The 16,672-nt window shown below is 68.4% G+C and carries 14 protein-coding genes; 9 read left to right on the forward strand and 5 right to left on the reverse strand.

What is annotated here, in order from left to right; all coding sequences use genetic code 11:
- The first annotated feature begins 49 nt into the window (after positions 1–49).
- On the forward strand, positions 50–1,129 hold the full coding sequence (locus tag AU197_RS25580) for a hypothetical protein (RefSeq protein WP_064406782.1): 1,080 nt from the start codon (positions 50–52) through the stop codon (positions 1,127–1,129).
- A 3-nt stretch (positions 1,130–1,132) separates the two neighbouring features.
- On the opposite strand, the gene AU197_RS26385 is transcribed toward AU197_RS25580, so the two are convergent.
- A complete protein-coding gene (locus tag AU197_RS26385) occupies positions 1,133–1,303 on the reverse strand; it encodes a hypothetical protein (RefSeq protein WP_156434567.1) in 171 nt (56 codons plus the stop codon).
- A 55-nt stretch (positions 1,304–1,358) separates the two neighbouring features.
- On the opposite strand from AU197_RS26385, the gene typA reads away from it, so the two are divergent.
- A complete protein-coding gene (typA, locus tag AU197_RS25585) occupies positions 1,359–3,248 on the forward strand; it encodes a translational GTPase TypA (RefSeq protein ID WP_156434568.1) in 1,890 nt (629 codons plus the stop codon).
- Positions 3,249–3,298: 50 nt separating this feature from the next.
- Positions 3,299–5,161 carry an ABC transporter family substrate-binding protein gene (locus AU197_RS25590; protein WP_197415659.1) on the forward strand — a complete coding sequence of 621 codons (1,863 nt, stop codon included), beginning with the start codon at positions 3,299–3,301 and terminating at the stop codon, positions 5,159–5,161.
- Between the two features lie 4 nt (positions 5,162–5,165).
- Here AU197_RS25590 and AU197_RS25595 read toward each other — a convergent pair whose 3' ends face one another.
- The gene (locus AU197_RS25595; protein ID WP_064406785.1) at positions 5,166–6,392 is read right to left on the reverse strand and encodes a chloride channel protein; all 1,227 of its coding nucleotides are present in this window, start codon (positions 6,390–6,392) and stop codon (positions 5,166–5,168) included.
- A 39-nt stretch (positions 6,393–6,431) separates the two neighbouring features.
- Here AU197_RS25595 and mshB point away from each other — a divergent pair, with 39 nt between their 5' ends.
- Together mshB and AU197_RS25605 are read left to right on the forward strand one after the other, a co-directional pair.
- On the forward strand, positions 6,432–7,325 hold the full coding sequence (gene mshB, locus AU197_RS25600; protein ID WP_064406786.1) for an N-acetyl-1-D-myo-inositol-2-amino-2-deoxy-alpha-D-glucopyranoside deacetylase: 894 nt from the start codon (positions 6,432–6,434) through the stop codon (positions 7,323–7,325).
- A gap of 160 nt (positions 7,326–7,485) precedes the next feature.
- Entirely contained in the window at positions 7,486–7,872 is a 387-nt protein-coding gene (locus tag AU197_RS25605; protein ID WP_502687909.1) for a hypothetical protein, read from the forward strand.
- Positions 7,873–7,874: 2 nt separating this feature from the next.
- Here AU197_RS25605 and AU197_RS25610 read toward each other — a convergent pair whose 3' ends face one another.
- Complete coding sequence (locus tag AU197_RS25610) at positions 7,875–9,065, reverse strand: hypothetical protein (RefSeq protein ID WP_064406708.1); 1,191 nt, start codon at positions 9,063–9,065, stop codon at positions 7,875–7,877.
- Positions 9,066–9,307: 242 nt separating this feature from the next.
- Here AU197_RS25610 and AU197_RS25615 point away from each other — a divergent pair, with 242 nt between their 5' ends.
- On the forward strand, positions 9,308–11,887 hold the full coding sequence (locus AU197_RS25615) for a bifunctional FO biosynthesis protein CofGH (RefSeq protein ID WP_064406710.1): 2,580 nt from the start codon (positions 9,308–9,310) through the stop codon (positions 11,885–11,887).
- A 170-nt stretch (positions 11,888–12,057) separates the two neighbouring features.
- The gene (locus AU197_RS25620; RefSeq protein ID WP_064406712.1) at positions 12,058–12,606 is read left to right on the forward strand and encodes a YceI family protein; all 549 of its coding nucleotides are present in this window, start codon (positions 12,058–12,060) and stop codon (positions 12,604–12,606) included.
- A 4-nt stretch (positions 12,607–12,610) separates the two neighbouring features.
- Here AU197_RS25620 and AU197_RS25625 read toward each other — a convergent pair whose 3' ends face one another.
- On the reverse strand, positions 12,611–13,300 hold the full coding sequence (locus AU197_RS25625) for a DUF1353 domain-containing protein (RefSeq protein ID WP_156434570.1): 690 nt from the start codon (positions 13,298–13,300) through the stop codon (positions 12,611–12,613).
- Between the two features lie 232 nt (positions 13,301–13,532).
- On the opposite strand from AU197_RS25625, the gene fdxA reads away from it, so the two are divergent.
- Both fdxA and dapC read left to right on the forward strand, forming a co-directional pair.
- Positions 13,533–13,856: a ferredoxin gene (fdxA, locus tag AU197_RS25630; RefSeq protein WP_064348634.1), complete on the forward strand. Its 324-nt coding sequence runs from the start codon at positions 13,533–13,535 to the stop codon at positions 13,854–13,856.
- Positions 13,857–13,879: 23 nt separating this feature from the next.
- A complete protein-coding gene (gene dapC / locus AU197_RS25635; RefSeq protein WP_064406715.1) occupies positions 13,880–15,013 on the forward strand; it encodes a succinyldiaminopimelate transaminase in 1,134 nt (377 codons plus the stop codon).
- Here dapC and AU197_RS25640 read toward each other — a convergent pair.
- Positions 15,000–16,580, reverse strand: coding sequence for a PucR family transcriptional regulator (locus tag AU197_RS25640; protein ID WP_064406717.1), 1,581 nt, complete (start codon positions 16,578–16,580; stop codon positions 15,000–15,002). The two genes, dapC and AU197_RS25640, sit on opposite strands and share 14 nt — an antisense overlap.
- Between the last annotated feature and the right edge of the window lie 92 nt (positions 16,581–16,672).

Here is a 16,672-nt window from a genome sequence, read left to right on the forward strand (position 1 = left end):
TCCCGAGATCGGCCGCCCGACGGCCCCTGTCCACATAGTCTTGCCGTTCATGCCCGTACTGCGGTTCATCTGGCGAGGAGTGCTCGCCTTTGACCGGATCGGTTCGCGCATCCCGCAACTCGTGCAGATGTGGCTCGTCGAATTCTTCTTCGCTCTCCCGCTGACCTTCTTCATCGCCAAGATCATCGACATCCGCGGTGCGTTCGGCGTACCGGGCACCGGCGAGGCGATGCCGGGCGTGTTCTGGGGTGCGCTGGTGGTGTCGATGGTCTGTGGGTTCTTCTTCTTTCGCAGCCTCGTCAAACCCCGGGTGAAGCAGGGGTCGTGGACACCGATGGTGCGCGCCGACGTCGGCGACGTCACCGTGTTCGGCGGCAACCGCGCGTGGCGCGTCGAATACCAGTACCTGACAAGTCATCCGTCGTATTCACTCTTGCTTCTTCTGACCGCGCCCATCCCGGCCGTCATGGTTCTCATGACGATCAACCACGGCGACAGCACCTTCTACTGGCGCGTCGCGGGCATCGTCGGGCTCATCGTGTTGGCGCTGATGGCGCTGGCGAGAGTGCTCAGTTGGTACGTCTTCCGCTTCGGTCGGGCCGAAGTCACCGAACATGCTGCGGCGCAGGGGGTCTCGGAGCGCAAGCTCGGTTGGGAGATGGCGTGGAAACCGCTGCTCATGCTGATCGTGATGGTGTATGCGATCGTCGCGATTCCGCTCGCGTACATGTGGTGGGATGAACTGCGCACCATCGACAAGTTGCCCGTGGTGACCGCGGCGGACAGCGCCGACGCGATCGGGCAGTACCGGCGGGTGGCAGGCGACGTGACCGGTGAACCGGTCTACTGGGCGCCGCGAGGGACCGGCCGCGGCGGCAACAACTTCGCGGGAGCCGGTGTGCTGGTTGAACTTTCGTCCGGCGGGGAAGCGCTGCTGCTGGCCGAGTCGCTGTCGGTGCCCGACTTCGTCGGTGTCATGAAGGGCATGCGGGACAACGCTATTCACACCCAGGGCCGGGTGACCGACGAGATCACCGAAACGCAGCGCGAGTACTACGGCTTCGACGAAAGCGATTTCCCCGTCCCGCCACCCGGCGGCCGGGTGATGGTGCTGCTGTCGTACCCGTAGACGCTATTTCCGTCGGCGGGCGCGCTTGTGGACCTTCACCAGATCCTTGCCTCGAATGCCGTTGCGCTCTGCCTTGCGCACCTGGTGAACGACGACCGGGCAACGCTTGCAGCGCGGCTGGCTGCGGCAGCACTTCTTCTTCGGTTTGAGGTCGGCGAGCTTATTGGGCTTCACGTGACGGGCATCTCTCGTTTTCGTGATTGGCCGACTGCGCTGCGACAATCTCGAAGTGGATTTTAGAAACGTCGCCATCGTGGCACACGTCGACCATGGGAAGACCACCCTGGTCGACGCCATGCTGCGGCAGTCGGGCGCGCTCACCCACCGCGGAGACGACGCCACCGAGCGCATCATGGACTCCGGTGACCTGGAGCGGGAAAAAGGCATCACGATCCTCGCCAAGAACACCGCCGTGCACCGCCATCACGGCGACGGCAGCGTGACCGTCATCAATGTGATCGACACCCCCGGACACGCCGACTTCGGCGGCGAGGTCGAACGCGGGCTGTCCATGGTCGACGGTGTGTTGCTGCTGGTCGACGCGTCCGAGGGGCCGCTCCCACAGACCCGCTTCGTCCTGCGCAAAGCGCTGGCCGCCCACCTGCCGGTCATCCTCGTCGTCAACAAGACCGACCGGCCGGACGCCCGGATCAGCGAGGTCGTCTCCGACAGCCACGACCTGCTGCTCGACGTGGCGTCCGACCTCGACGAGGAGGCGCAGAAGGCCGCCGAGGAGGCGCTCGGTCTGCCGACGCTGTACGCGTCCGGCCGGGCCGGCATCGCCAGCACCACCGAACCCGCCAACGGCGAGAACCCGGACGGCACCAACCTCGACCCGCTGTTCGACGTCCTCATGGAGCACATCCCGCCGCCCACCGGCGACCCCGAAGCCCCGCTGCAGGCCCTGGTCACCAACCTCGACGCCTCGGCGTTCCTGGGGCGTCTGGCGCTCGTCCGCATCTACAACGGCAAGCTGCGCAAAGGCCAGCAGGTCGCCTGGATGCGCGAGGTCGACGGCGTACCGGTGGTCACCAACGCCAAGATCACCGAACTGCTGGCGACCGTCGGCGTCGAACGCAACCCCACCGACCAGGCCATCGCCGGCGACATCGTCGCCGTCGCGGGCATGCCCGAGATCATGATCGGCGACACCCTCGCCGATCCGGACCACGCGCACGCGCTGCCGCGCATCACGGTCGACGAGCCGGCCATCTCCGTCACCATCGGCACCAACACGTCGCCTCTGGCGGGCAAGGTGTCGGGCCACAAGCTCACCGCGCGGATGGTGCGCAACCGGCTGGACTCCGAACTGGTCGGCAACGTGTCGATCAAAGTCGTCGACATCGGCAGGCCGGACGCGTGGGAGGTGCAGGGCCGCGGCGAGCTGGCGCTGGCCGTGCTCGTCGAGCAGATGCGCCGCGAGGGTTTCGAGCTGACGGTCGGCAAGCCGCAGGTGGTCACCCGCACCATCGACGGGAAACTGCACGAGCCGTACGAGGCGATGACCATCGACTGTCCCGAGGAGTTCGTCGGCGCGATCACACAGCTGATGGCGGCTCGCAAGGGCCGCATGGAAGACATGACCAATCACGCCGCGGGCTGGGTGCGGATGGACTTCGTCGTGCCGAGCCGCGGACTCATCGGTTTCCGCACCGACTTCCTGACGATCACCCGCGGCACCGGCATCGCCAACGCGGTCTTCGACGGCTACCGACCGTGGGCGGGGGAGATCCGCGCCCGGCACAGCGGCTCGTTGGTGTCGGACCGCAGCGGTCAGATCACGCCGTTCGCGATGATCCAGCTCGCCGACCGGGGCCAGTTCTTCGTCGAGCCCGGCCAGGACACCTACGAAGGCCAGGTCGTCGGCATCAACCCGCGCGCGGAGGATCTCGACGTCAACGTCACCCGGGAAAAGAAGCTCACCAACATGCGCAGCTCGACGGCCGACGTCATCGAGACCCTGGCCCGGCCGCTGGAACTGACCCTGGAACAGGCCATGGAGTTCTGCGCCGAGGACGAATGCGTCGAGGTCACGCCCGAGGTCGTCCGCGTGCGCAAGGTGGAGCTGAACGCGAGCTTGCGCGCCAGGGCCAAGGCCCGCGCGAAGGCCCGGGGCTGAAAGCGACGCCCGCCGATCGGGCGGGCGAGGCAAAACCGCCCGATACCCTGTTGGTCGTGCCCGGCCCCCGACGCGTCATCGCCACGTTGTCCGCGATGGTGACACTGCTGGCCGCCTGCACCGTCAGCCCACCGCCCGCGCCGCAGAGCACCGACACAATGCAGCAGCCGCCGCCTCCTCCGTTGAAGGCGACGCAGATCATCATGGCGATCGACTGGATCGGCCCGGGTTTCAATCCGCATCTGGTGTCCGACCAGTCGCCCGTCAACGCGGCGATCAGCTCGCTGGTGCTGCCCAGTTCCTTTCGGCCCATCGCCGATCCGAAAACCCCGACCGGGTCGCGCTGGGAACTCGACACCACGCTGTTGGACTCGGCAGAGGTGACGAGCCAAGACCCGTTCACCGTCACCTACAAGATCCGCCCCGAGGCGTCGTGGACCGACAACGCGCCGATCGCCGCCGACGACTACTGGTACCTGTGGCAGCAGATGGTCAGCCAACCCGGGGTCGTGGACCCCGCGGGCTACGACCTGATCACCGGCGTGCAGTCGGTCGAAGGCGGCAAGACCGCGGTCGTGACGTTCTCGCAGCCGTATCCGGCGTGGCGCGAGTTGTTCAACGACATCCTGCCGGCCCACATCGTCAAGGACGTCCCGGGCGGATTCGCCGCGGGCCTGGCGCGGGCCCTACCGGTCACGGGCGGTCAGTTCCGCGTCGAGAACATCGACCCCCAGCGCGACGAGATCCTGCTGGCCCGCAACGACCGCTACTGGGGCCCTCCGGCGAAGCCCGATCAGGTGTTGTTCCGGCGGGGCGGTGACTCGGCGGCGCTGGCCGATTCGATCCGCAACGGCGACACGCAGGTCGCCCAGGTGCACGGCGGATCGGCCGTGTTCGCCCAACTCTCGGCGATCCCCGACGTGCGCACGGCGCGGATCGTCACGCCGCGCGTGATGCGGTTGAGTCTGCGGGCCCAGCAGCCCGCGTTGCGCGACTCACAAGTGCGCAAGGCGATCCTCGGGTTGCTCGACGTCGACCTGCTCGCCGCTGTGGGCGCGGGCGACGACAACACGGTGACGTTGGCGCAGGCTCAGGTGCGCTCACCATCGGATCCGGGTTACACCCCCACCGCGCCGCCCGCGATGGCCAAGGAGGACGCCCTCGGATTGCTGGCCGACGCGGGGTACGAGGTGGAACCGGTCCTGACCAGTGCGCCGCCCACACCCGGAAACCCGCCGCCGGACGGCGACCGCGGCCGCATCGCCAAGGACGGTGAGCCGTTGACGTTGGTGATCGGGGTGGCCGCCAACGATCCGACGTCGGTGGCCGTGGCCAACACCGCGGCCGACCAACTGCGCAATGTCGGCATCGCGGCATCGGTGTCCGCGCTCGACCCCGTGGCGCTGTACGACGAAGCCCTGCCCAACAACCGGGTCGACGCGGTGGTCGGCTGGAATCAGGCGGGCGGCGATCTGAGCACGGCGCTCGCGTCGCGCTACGGCTGCCGGGCGCTGGAGGCGACGCCGGTGGCGACCGTCCAGCCCGGGCCCCGGGCGACCGCGCCCGCCACCCCGACCCCGAGCACGACGCGGCCCACACCCACCGCGACCACACCGAGCCCTGAGCCCGACCCCGAACCCGACGAACTGGTCCAGGCGCCGAGCAACATCACCGGGATCTGTGATCGCAGCATTCAGCCGAAGATCGACGCCGCGCTGGACGGCAGCGAAGACATCGCCGACGTCATCACGGCCGTCGAACCGCGCCTGTGGAACATGGCGACGGTGCTGCCGATCCTGCAGGACACCACGATCGTGGCGTCCGGGCCCAGCGTGCAGAACGTCAGCCTGTCCGGCGCGGTGCCCGTCGGCATCGTCGGCGACGCCGGCCAATGGGTGAAGACCAAGCAGTAGCGGCTCAACCAGCGAGCCGCTTGTCGCGCAGCCCGCGCAGGCCGTGCGCCGCGAACGCCGCGATCGCGAACACCACCAGCAGCCAATAGGGCGGATGCGCCAGCTCCCATACGAACAACGCGGCGAACGCCGGCGCCCGCTGGGTGATGGCCAGGACACCTGCCGCGCACGTCAGCGACAACGCCGAGACGGGGATGTCCGTGCCCGCCCACTGGTTCAGCGCGAGCGCGACGAGCGACCCGGCGGCCGCACCCGTCGCCAACGCGGGAGTGATCAGGCCGCCGACCGCGCCTGCGCGCAGGAACACCGCCGTCAGCAGCGGCTTCAGCAACAGGATCATGGCGGCCGCACCGAGGGTGAGCCCACTGTTGACGCTGACCGTGAGGATGCTCCTGCCGTTGCCCGGCAGTTCGGGCCACCAGATCGAACACACGCCGGTCAGCAAGCCGGCCGCGGCCACGGCGGGGATGAGCACCCATGAGCGCACCTGGATCCGCGGACGGGCAGCGGTCATCGCGCGGTCGAACGCCAAGCCGACGGCGGCGGCCAGCGGCGAGATCGCCACCGCCAGAAACACGAACAGCGGCGACAACTCGAAATCGGGCCACGTCAACGCGTGCTCGAGGTGCGTGACCGGCGCTGCCACCGCGACCGCCAGGCTCGACGTGATCAACGCCGCGCCGACCGCGCGCGGATGCCAGGTTCTGAGCAGGATGCTCGCCGTGAACAGGGCGCCGCCCACCGGCACGCTGTACACCGCGCCCAGCCCTGCGCCCGCGGCGCAGGCGAGCAGGATCTCGCGATCACGGGCGGTCAGGGCCAGCCGCGTCGTCCCGAAATCGCCGAGCGCAGCGGCGATCTGACGCGGAGCACTCTCGCGCCCCAGCGATGCGCCCGACCCGACGAGCAACACCTGAAGTGCCGCGTCTATGCACAACGGCACGCGGGGCAGTCGCCGAGGCTCGCTGATCGCCGAGGACAGCGACGGGATCTCGGTGCGCCGCCGCAGCAGCCACCACCCGCAACCGGCCAGCGCCCCGCCGACCATCGGGCCTGCGGCGCGCCGGATGGGACTGCTCCCGCCGACACCGGTGAGCAGGGTGCCGAACGAGTAGTGGTACGTGAGGTGTTCGACGCCGTGCAGCAGCAGCGTCGTGGCCGCACCCGCGACGCCGGCGAGCAGGCCGATGATGACGATCGCGCAACCGAACTCCACGGTGCGCCGGGACACCACGTGAATGTATGCCAGCCGGCAGGCAAGCTGGTGCGAATGGAACGCGATGCTGTTGGCCCCCGCGGGCGGCTGTTGTTCGTCCACGCCCATCCCGACGACGAGACGCTGACCACCGGCGCCACGATCGCCCACTACGTCGCCCGCGGAGCGCAGGTGCGCGTCGTGACGTGCACGCTCGGCGAAGAGGGTGAGGTGATCGGCGAGCGGTGGGCGCACCTGGCCGTGGACGAGGCCGATCAGCTCGGCGGGTATCGCATCGGCGAGCTGACCACCGCCCTCAACGCTCTGGGCATCGACGAACCGGAGTACCTCGGCGGGGCCGGGCGCTGGCGCGACTCGGGGATGGCGGGCACACCGCGGCGTCACCACCAGAGGTTCATCGACGCCGATCCCGCCGAGTCGGTCGGTGCGCTGGTCGAGATCATCCGCGACCTGCGCCCCCACGTCGTCGTCACCTACGACCCCCGGGGCGGCTACGGCCATCCCGACCACATCCACACGCACGAGGTGACGATGGCCGCCGTGGCGGCCGCGGGAGGGACGGAGTTCGCAGACCAGCCGTGGACCGTGCCGAAGGTCTACTGGGCGGTGATCTCCACGACCGCGATCGCCGAAGCGCTGGCCGCGATCGACGACGCACCCGCACAGTGGACCCGGGTGACCGTGGACGAGGTCCCGTTCGGCTACCCCGACGACGAGATCGACGCGGTGATCGACGATCCCGGGCAGTTGAGCGCCAAGGTGGCGGCGATGCGCGCGCACGCCACGCAGATCAGCGTCGCCCCGAACGGTCGCTCGTTCGCGCTGTCCAACAACATCGCGCTGCCGATCGGCGCCGCCGAGCACTACATCCTGGCCGCCGGAACGGCCGGTGAACGCGACAGCCGAGGCTGGGAAACCGACCTCCTGGCCGGACTGGACCTTCAATAGCGGCACAAAGAGGGAGTAAGCTCGCCCGCAGTCGGCGGCGCGAGAAGGGACGGCACATGGATCCAGACCTCGATCCCAACCTGCAGCACTGGCAGGACCGGTTCGACAGCCTGCAGTGGGTGATCGGTTCCCTCACCGGCATGCTGGACAGCATCCCGACCTGAACTCACGCACCTTCGCCGCCGCGCCTCGACGCGTGGCGGTCCTGACGCTGCTGGCCATCGATGGGGTGCTGTGCGCCATCGCTTCGGCCATGTTCCTTCCGCTCCGCCTCGGATCCATTCCATTTCCGATCAGCGCGCTGATCGCCGGCCTGGTCAACGCCGCGCTGGTGTGGGCCGCGTTGCACTGGACGTCGTCGCCGCGGGTCGCGGCCGTTCCGCTGTGGACCTGGCTGTTGACGGTCGCGCTGATGACGCTGGGCGGTCCGGGAGACGACCTGATCTTCGGCGGGGCCGGCGTCATGGAGTACGCGGCCTTGCTGCTCCTCGTGCTCGGCACGCTGCCGCCCGCGGCGGTCCTGCGGGCGGCGGTGAAGCAGACCTGACGTTACGTCGTCCCGGCCGCCGACCCGGTGGCCTCGGCGGAGTTCTGGTCCGTACCGTCCTGCGGGTCCAGGTCCCCGGCCGCGTTCGGCGACGGCGCCTGTGCCGATGGCGGCTGGGGTGCGGCGGCCTCGAGGTCATCCTTCGCATCCAGGGCAACTGAGCCGTCGGTCGTCTGCGGATTCGTCGTGCCGATCGGTGTGGCGATCGCCGACGCGCGGATCTCACCTTGTGCCTGAACGGTTGTCGTGGTGGCCCTGGTGTCCGTCGTGGTGGTGGTCGTCAACTCCTTCTCACCGTCGAGTTCGAGTTCGGGCCCGCCATTGAGTTCGGGTTCGGCGCCCTCGGTGAGTCCGTCGGCGTTGGGCTCGCCCTCGAGCTTTTCGGTCCCCGGCACCTGTTCGAGCTGCGCCCCGTCGACATCGGAGAGTTCGCCGCCGACCTCACCCTCGAATTCGCTGACGCCCTGTTGGACGATCCCCTGACGCTGGGTGAGCGTCTCGTCGAAGTCCTTGACACCGTCGTCCAGTTCGTCTTCCTGGTCCACCTTGGCTTCGGGGAGGTTCGTTTCGTCGAGCGCGGAGAGCTGGATCCCGGCTTCGGCGGCCTCGGCCGCGAACGGGCCGATGGGCGGGATCGGCGGCAGCGGCGGGAGCCAGAAAGCAAGCTGGTCGTTGGCGAGGAAGATGAACGAATTGATGGTGTCGACGGCGACGCGGACCAGCCCGTCCCAGAAGCTGATGTTCCCGCCGAGCCAGTCGGCGATGTTGAACGTGATGCTTTGCACGATGCGTTCGCCGAAGTTGTAGAAGATCTCGATCTGCGGGGCGAGCCAGCCGACGTAGGGGATCCAGCCGACGGCGTATGCGGCCACGTCGAAGCCCCATTCCACCCACGGTTCGATCGCGTTGTAGACGTTCTTGATCGCGCTGTCGATCGAATTGCCGCCGACGACGTTCGGGAAGTTCGGGGAAGGGAACGGGGCGCGGGCGCTCGGCGGGACGACGATTCTCTCGAGCCACCAGACCAGCAACTCGGGCAGCTCGAGATCGGGAACTGAGGGCCCGGTTCGCACCGTCGAGGTCGTGGTTTGCGCCAACGCCACCAGTCGGACGGTGGGAGTTGGTTCCGGCGGCGGGGCAGGGCGTACCGGGGCGATCACCACAGCGCTCACCGCCAGGATGATCACTGCCATCGTCAAGATTGAGTATGCAGAGCGCTTCACGTAGTCCTCCAAAGCCCCGACCCTCAGCAAACTACGCCGATATTTGCTCGCGCGTAACCGAATGACGGCGCGAGTTTGCTGCGGTTCACCGATCCGATGGCAGCGTGCCGCCGACGCCACCGTCCGGACTACTGTTGCCGATATGTCAGGCGCCGATGTTTCAGGAAGTGAGACGCGCGGATGATCCTCAACGAGCGCGGGGTTATACGGGAGTGGCTCTGAACCCCCAGCACGGCGCCGATCTGCCCGACCCGGTGATACCACCGAAACCCGATCAGCCCAGTCCGGCGGCTCTCCGGCGGGTGCTGCGCCGCGCGCGCGACGGGGTGGCCCTCAACGTCGACGAAGCCGCGATCGCGATGACCGCCCGCGGGGATGACCTCGCCGATCTGTGCACCAGCGCGTCCCGGGTGCGCGACGCGGGACTCGAAGCGGCCGGCCGGCGCGGGCCCTCGGGGCGCCTTCCGGTCAGCTACTCGCGCAAAGTGTTCATCCCCGTCACGCATCTGTGCCGCGACACCTGCCACTACTGCACGTTCGTCACCGTCCCGGGCCTGCTGCGTGCACAGGGCAAAGGCATGTACATGGAGCCCGACGAGATCCTCGACGTCGCGCGGCGCGGTGCGCAATTGGGTTGTAAGGAAGCGTTGTTCACGCTCGGCGACCGCCCCGAGGCGCGGTGGGACGAGGCCCGTCAATGGCTCGACGAGCGGGGGTACGACTCGACGCTGGACTATGTGCGCGCGATGGCGATCCGCGTCCTCGAGGAGACCGGGCTGCTGCCGCACCTGAATCCGGGCGTGATGAGTTGGTCGGAGCTGTCGCGGCTCAAACCGGTAGCGCCGTCGATGGGCATGATGCTCGAGACCACGTCGCGGCGGCTGTATGAGACGCGTGGTGCCGCCCATTACGGGAGCCCGGACAAGGACCCGGAGGTCCGGCTGCGGACGCTGGCCGACGCCGGCCGGCTGTCGATTCCGTTCACCACGGGCCTGCTGGTCGGGATCGGGGAGACGCTTGTCGAGCGGGCCGAGACCATTCATGCGATTCGCCGGTCGCACAAGGAGTTCGGGCACGTTCAGGAAGTGATCGTGCAGAACTTCCGGGCCAAGGACCACACCGCGATGGCCTCGTCACCCGATGCGGAATTCGAGGATTTCCTGGCGACGATCGCGGTGACCCGGCTGGTGCTGGGACCCAAGATGCGGGTCCAGGCGCCGCCGAACCTGGTGTCGCGCAACGAGTGTCTGGCCCTCGTCGGCGCCGGGGTCGACGACTGGGGTGGCGTCTCGCCGCTGACCCCCGACCACGTCAACCCCGAACGTCCGTGGCCGGCGCTCGACGAGCTGGCCGCCGTGACCGCCGACGCCGGCTACGACCTGGTGCAACGGCTCACCGCGCAGCCGCAGTACGTGCAGGCGGGTGCGGCGTGGATCGACCCGCGGGTGCGCGGACACGTCGACGCGCTGGCCGACCCCGACACCGGTTTGGCGCTGGACGTCAACCCGACCGGCCGGCCGTGGCAGGAGCCCGACGAGGCGTCGGAGTCGTTGGGCCGCACCGACCTTCACTCGGCTATCGACGCCGCGGGCCGGCTCACCGAGACCCGCAGCGACCTCGACAGCGCGTTCGGTGACTGGGAGTCGATCCGCGAGAAGATCTCCGAGCTCGCGGCCAGGGCGCCCGAACGCATCGACACCGATGTGCTGGCGGCGTTGCGCGCCGCCGAACGCGATCCGGCCGGGTTGTCTGACGACGAGTACCTGGCGTTGGCGTGCGCCGACGGTCCCGCTCTGGACGCCGTTGCCGCGCTTGCCGATTCGCTGCGTCGTGACGCGGTCGGTGAGGACGTCACGTTCGTCGTCAACCGCAACATCAACTTCACCAACATCTGCTACACCGGCTGCCGGTTCTGTGCCTTCGCGCAGCGTAAAGGCGACGCCGACGCGTACTCGCTGTCGGTCGACGAGGTCGCCGACCGGGCGTGGGAGGCGCACGTCGCGGGTGCGACCGAGGTGTGCATGCAGGGCGGTATCGACCCCGAACTGCCCGTCACCGGCTACGCCGATCTGGTGCGCGCGGTGCGCAAGCGGGTGCCGTCGATGCACGTACACGCGTTCTCGCCGATGGAGATCGCCAACGGCGTCACCCGCAGCGGCCTGTCGATTCGGGAATGGCTGACCTCGTTGCGCGAGGCGGGATTGGGCAGCATCCCGGGCACCGCGGCCGAGATCCTCGACGACGAAGTGCGCTGGGTGCTGACGAAGGGCAAGCTGCCGACGTCGATGTGGATCGAGGTCGTGACGACCGCCCACGAGGTCGGGCTGCGGTCCAGTTCGACGATGATGTACGGCCACGTCGACCAGCCGCGACACTGGGTCGGCCACCTACGGGTGTTGCGCGAGATCCAGGACCGCACGGGCGGTTTCACCGAGTTCGTGCCGCTGCCGTTCGTGCATCAGAGCTCGCCCCTGTATTTGGCCGGTGGTGCGCGGCCGGGGCCGACACATCGCGACAACCGCGCTGTGCACGCGCTCGCGCGCATCATGCTGCACGGCCGGATCTCCAACATCCAGACCAGCTGGGTCAAACTCGGCGTCGAGCGCACCCAGGTGATGCTCACCGGCGGGGCCAACGACCTCGGCGGCACGCTGATGGAGGAGACCATCTCGCGGATGGCCGGTTCGGAGTTCGGCTCCTACAAGACCGTCGAGGAACTCGTCGCGATCGCCGAGGGCATCGGGCGCCCGGCGCGCCAGCGTTCCACGACGTACGCCCCCCTCGCCGCCTAGCCTCCTCCCTCACCTTTCCAGGCCGCGAGCGACCGCGTTTGCACACGGACACGCCGCGTTTCCGTGGCATTTGGCGGTCGCTCGCGGCCGGTGAGGGGCCTCGGGGAATAAGACCGGACTGTAGTCCGCTTCTACTCGTGTAGGCCAATCAAAACGAAGGAGCAACGAATATGACCACAGCCGTCAAGAGCCCTCTTTCCGTCGGCACCTGGGCCATCGACCCCGTGCACTCGACCGTCGGGTTCTCCGTACGCCACATGATGGTGAGCAAGGTGCGCGGCACGTTCGACGACGTCAACGGCGCGATCACCGTCGCCGAGGACGGCACCCCCTCGGTCACCGCCGAAATCAAGGTCGACTCCGTCAACACCCGCAACGAGCAACGCGACGGCCACCTCAAGTCGGGCGACTTCTTCGACACCGCGAAGCATCCGATCGCCACCTTTACCTCGACCGGTGTGCGGCCCAACGGCGACACCTATCTCGTCGATGGCGACTTCACACTCAAGGGCGTCACCAAACCGATCACCCTGGAAGTCGAGTTCAGCGGCGTCAACCCCGGCATGGGACAGGGCGAGGTCGCGGGCTTCGAAGCCTCAGTTGTGCTGAACCGCAGAGACTTCGGCATCGACATCGACATGCCCCTCGAGACCGGCGGTGCCGTCGTCGGCGACAAGGTCACCATCACCCTCGAAATCGAGGCCGTCAAGCAGGCCTGACCCGTCAGGTCTTGAGCTGTAGCGGAGGTGGTGCCTCGTCGGGTACCACCGCCGCGATGGCCGATTCGAGAAGCCAGAACACCACCGTCGAGACCAGGATCGCGAGAGCGGGCAGAACGACGATCGGCGCCGCGACGAGCAGCACCAGAAGTACTGCGCCCGGCACGTCCTGCCACCATCCGGCGCCTCCTTTGCCCTGCAGGATCGCGGACAGCCGCACCGCCGCCCAGATGATCCAGCGCCTCAGTAGGCTCACGCCGTCGCGCTGCATCTGCAGGCGAAAGCGATAGTCGGCGGTTCGGCGGTCGCACCCCGTGCGTTCGGGAAAGCGCCACAGATAGTCGTGCAGGACGGCCGCACGGGCATACCGCCCGGCGCGGGGCACGAACCAGGCGACCACGCCCGGCACCGACACCAGATCGGTCGCGAAATCGGCGTGGACCTCGAACTGCTGGTTCGGCCCCTCGAAGCCGAGCGGCTGCGTGGTGCGCCATTCGTCCCACGCACTCTCCTTGAAGACCCGCTTGGCGGCGCGTACAGCGTCGAGTTCCGGCGCCGTCAGTTGTCGGACATGGAGGACGGCCGTCTTGTCGGCCGGCGGGACACAACGTTCCATCTCGCAGGTATAGCAAGTTCGAGCCGCAGCGAGCGTGCGCAAAAGGCTGCTGAACGGCGGCGTGTCGGCAACAAACACGCACCGTCGTCACAGGTGGGTGGGCAGTAAGGGGTGTCTGCTAGGCAGCTGTATGTGCGACGTTTAGTATCAGTAACCACGCGCAACCCCTAACAAGGGGCGGCGTGAAAGTTAGGGCACACTGAGACGACCGTCCAAGTATCGACCACGGATACTTGCGGCTGAGCTTGGATGCCCATCCCGTACGGCAGCCCACCGGACAGGAGATCGAGGAGACCTTGAGGAGAACACGGTGACGTACGTCATTGCCGAACCCTGTGTCGACGTCAAAGACAAGGCGTGTATCGAGGAATGCCCAGTCGACTGCATCTACGAGGGCGCTCGGATGCTCTACATCCACCCGGATGAGTGCGTGGACTGCGGTGCCTGCGAGCCGGTTTGCCCCGTCGAGGCCATCTACTACGAAGACGACGTGCCCGATCAGTGGAGCAGCTACACACAGATCAACGCCGACTTCTTCAACGAACTGGGTTCGCCCGGCGGCGCGTCGAAGGTGGGTCAGACCGACAACGACCCGGAGCCGGTCAAGAGCATGCCGCCGCAAGGTGAGGACTGATAACGGCTCACGCAGGGCACAGTGTGCACCCGACCGCGCAGCGCGGCCGAGAGCCGCGACAGCCCCGTAGCGCGTCGCTGCCGGCGTTCCCCTGGGACACCCTGGCCGAGGTGACCGCGTTGGCCCGCGCGCACCCTGACGGCATCGTCGACCTGTCCGTCGGCACCCCGGTGGACCCGGTGGCGCCGGTCATCCGCGAAGCGCTGACGGCGGCGAGCGCCTCGCCCGGCTATCCGACCACCGCAGGCACCCCCGCCCTGCGCGAAGCGGCCACGAACGCGCTGGCTCGGCGATACGGCATTACGGGCCTTGCGCCCGATGCCGTGCTGCCGGTGATCGGAAGCAAAGAGCTCATCGCGTGGTTGCCGACGTTGTTGGGGCTGGGTCCCGACGACGCCGTCGTCGCGCCCGAGCTGGCGTACCCGACGTACGACGTGGGCGCGCGGCTGGCGGGTGCGCGGATCGTGCGGGCCGATTCCCTGACACAGCTCGGCCCGCAGACCCCCGCTCTGGTGTACCTGAATTCGCCGAGCAACCCGACGGGCAAGGTGCTCGGCGTCGACCACCTGCGCAAGGTGGTCGGCTGGGCGCGCGAACGCGGGGTCCTGGTCGCCTCCGACGAGTGCTACCTCGGGTTGGGCTGGGATGCCCAACCGGTGTCGGTGCTGCATCCGTCGGTCTGCGACGGAGACCACACCGGGCTGCTGGCCGTGCATTCGCTGTCGAAGACTTCGTCGCTGGCCGGGTATCGGGCCGGCTTCGTCGCCGGAGACCCGGGGGTCGTCTCGGAGCTGCTGGCCGTTCGCAAGCACGCCGGAATGATGGTGCCCACGCCGGTGCAGGGCGCGATGGTCGCCGCGCTCGACGACGACGAACACGAACGCGAGCAGCGGGCCCGCTACGAAAAACGGCGCGAGATCCTGCTTCCCGCCGTGCGTTCGGCCGGGTTGACCGTCGAAGACTCCGAGGCCGGGTTGTATCTGTGGGCGACGCGGGGCGAACCGTGCCGTGACACCGCCGCCTGGCTCGCGCAGCGCGGCATCCTCGTCGCCCCCGGGGAGTTCTACGGCGCCCGCGGGACCAAACACGTGCGGATCGCGCTGACCGCGACCGACGAACGTATCTCGGCTGCGGCACAACGCCTCACAGCCGGCTAGGTTCTGTCGCGCGCAAGCCGAGCGCGAGCACCAATCGATCGTCGGGATCGTTCAGCGACGTCGCCACCAGCTTCTCGATGCGGCGGATGCGGTAGCGCACCGTGTTCGGATGCACGTGCATTTGCTGGGCGACCGCGGCGATGTCGCCGAACGCGTCGAGGTAGGCCCCGAGTGTTTCGGCGAGCACCGGATCCTGTTCGCGCAGTTGACGTATCCGGGGGTCGACGAGTCGCTGTCCGACCCGCGAGACGATCTCGTCGAGGAGCACGGTGGTGCGCGCGTCGTCGAGCGACGCGACACGTCCGATCGCTCCGGGATGACGCTGCGCGCTGTCGAAGACCCGGTCCACCTCGGCGCGCGCGTTCGCCGCGGCCGACAGCCCGGCGAGCGGGGCGGCGACGACCGCCCGCAGCGACAGCCCCAGTTCGCGGTCGAGCGTCGCGACCACACCGCGCACCCAGGACATCACCGCTGAGGGCCCACCGATCTTCGGCAGCAGGACATAGACCCGCCCACTGCTCGATGTGATCTGGGCATCGGGACGAAACGCGCTGGCGCTCAACGCGATCACGCTGGTCGCGGTGGTGCCCTCCGGGTCGAGGAACCCGATGAGGGCACCCCGACCGTCGGCCGGGATGCCGAGCTCCCGTGCGAGGGTGGCGACATCGGCGGCGTCCCCCGACAGGCCGAGCAGTTCTTGTATTTGTCGGGTGTGTGTGGACGGCGAGGCGGAGAGCCGCGACATGATCCTGGCCGCCAATACCGCGCCGCCCCGCAGCACGTCCTCGACGTCGTCGGTCAGCGGAGCCGAACCCTGTTGCAGCCAAATGGTTCCGGCGAACCGGCCGGCCTTCGCATCGGGGAGGTGGATGCCGACCGCCAGGCGCGGGCGCAGCCCCAGCTCGGGTCGTTGGGCGACGCGTACGACGTCGGTGCCCGAACGCAGGGCGTCGAAGATGCCCCACTGCGCCAGCCAGGCCAGGTGCTCGGGCGGGCCGGCGCGCCCGAGGATGGTCAACCGGCGCAGTTCGTCGGCCTCGTCACTGGAGGCCGAATAGGCCAGTACGTGGGAGTCCTCGTCCTCGATGCTGATCATGCCGCGGGTGCGGTCCGCGATCGACTGGGCGAGGCCGAACAAGTCGGTGCCCGGATCGTGGTGCGGGTCGCCCCGGTCGCCGTGATGATCGAAGGCGTGATTCACCAACTTGTACAGGGACTCCCAGCGGGCCTGGGGTTCGACGGCCACCACCGCGGTGCCCAGCGCGACCGCCCGCTCGACCGCGGCAGGCGACGGTTCCTTGACGAATATCGCCGCGGGCACTTGGCCGGTGCCCGCGAACTGACGTTCGAGCCAGCCCACCGCCTCCACGTCGTCGACGCCGAGCAGGAAGAACAGATCCGCCGAGCCGGGGCCGACGGCCAACCCCAGCCGAACGTCGTCGGCGTCGACCAGCGCGACCGACGCGACAGGCATATCCAGGCCGCGCGGCGCCTCGACCAGCGTCACCATGGTGCGGTCCAGCGCGAGCAGCAGCTGACCCAACCCCAGCCCGGACCGTGGCTCCATCGCATGCCCCTTTGTCTGACCCGACTATAGATCGCCGACGGTGTTGTCGGATCGGCCATCGGATCACGTGTCGTGGCCGAGCATCATTTCGT

Source organism: Mycobacterium sp. IS-1590, from assembly GCF_001500025.1.
Classification (GTDB): Bacteria; Actinomycetota; Actinomycetes; order Mycobacteriales; family Mycobacteriaceae; genus Mycobacterium.

Excerpts from the sequence above, each read along its gene's own strand:
- AU197_RS25580 (WP_064406782.1), top strand. The coding sequence starts at position 50 with ATGCCCGTACTGCGGTTCATCTGGCGAGGAGTGCTCGCCTTTGACCGG.
- mshB (WP_064406786.1), top strand. The coding sequence starts at position 6,432 with ATGGAACGCGATGCTGTTGGCCCCCGCGGGCGGCTGTTGTTCGTCCAC.
- AU197_RS25610 (WP_064406708.1), bottom strand. The coding sequence starts at position 9,065 with ATGGCAGTGATCATCCTGGCGGTGAGCGCTGTGGTGATCGCCCCGGTA.
- AU197_RS25620 (WP_064406712.1), top strand. The coding sequence starts at position 12,058 with ATGACCACAGCCGTCAAGAGCCCTCTTTCCGTCGGCACCTGGGCCATC.
- AU197_RS25640 (WP_064406717.1), bottom strand. The coding sequence starts at position 16,580 with ATGGAGCCACGGTCCGGGCTGGGGTTGGGTCAGCTGCTGCTCGCGCTG.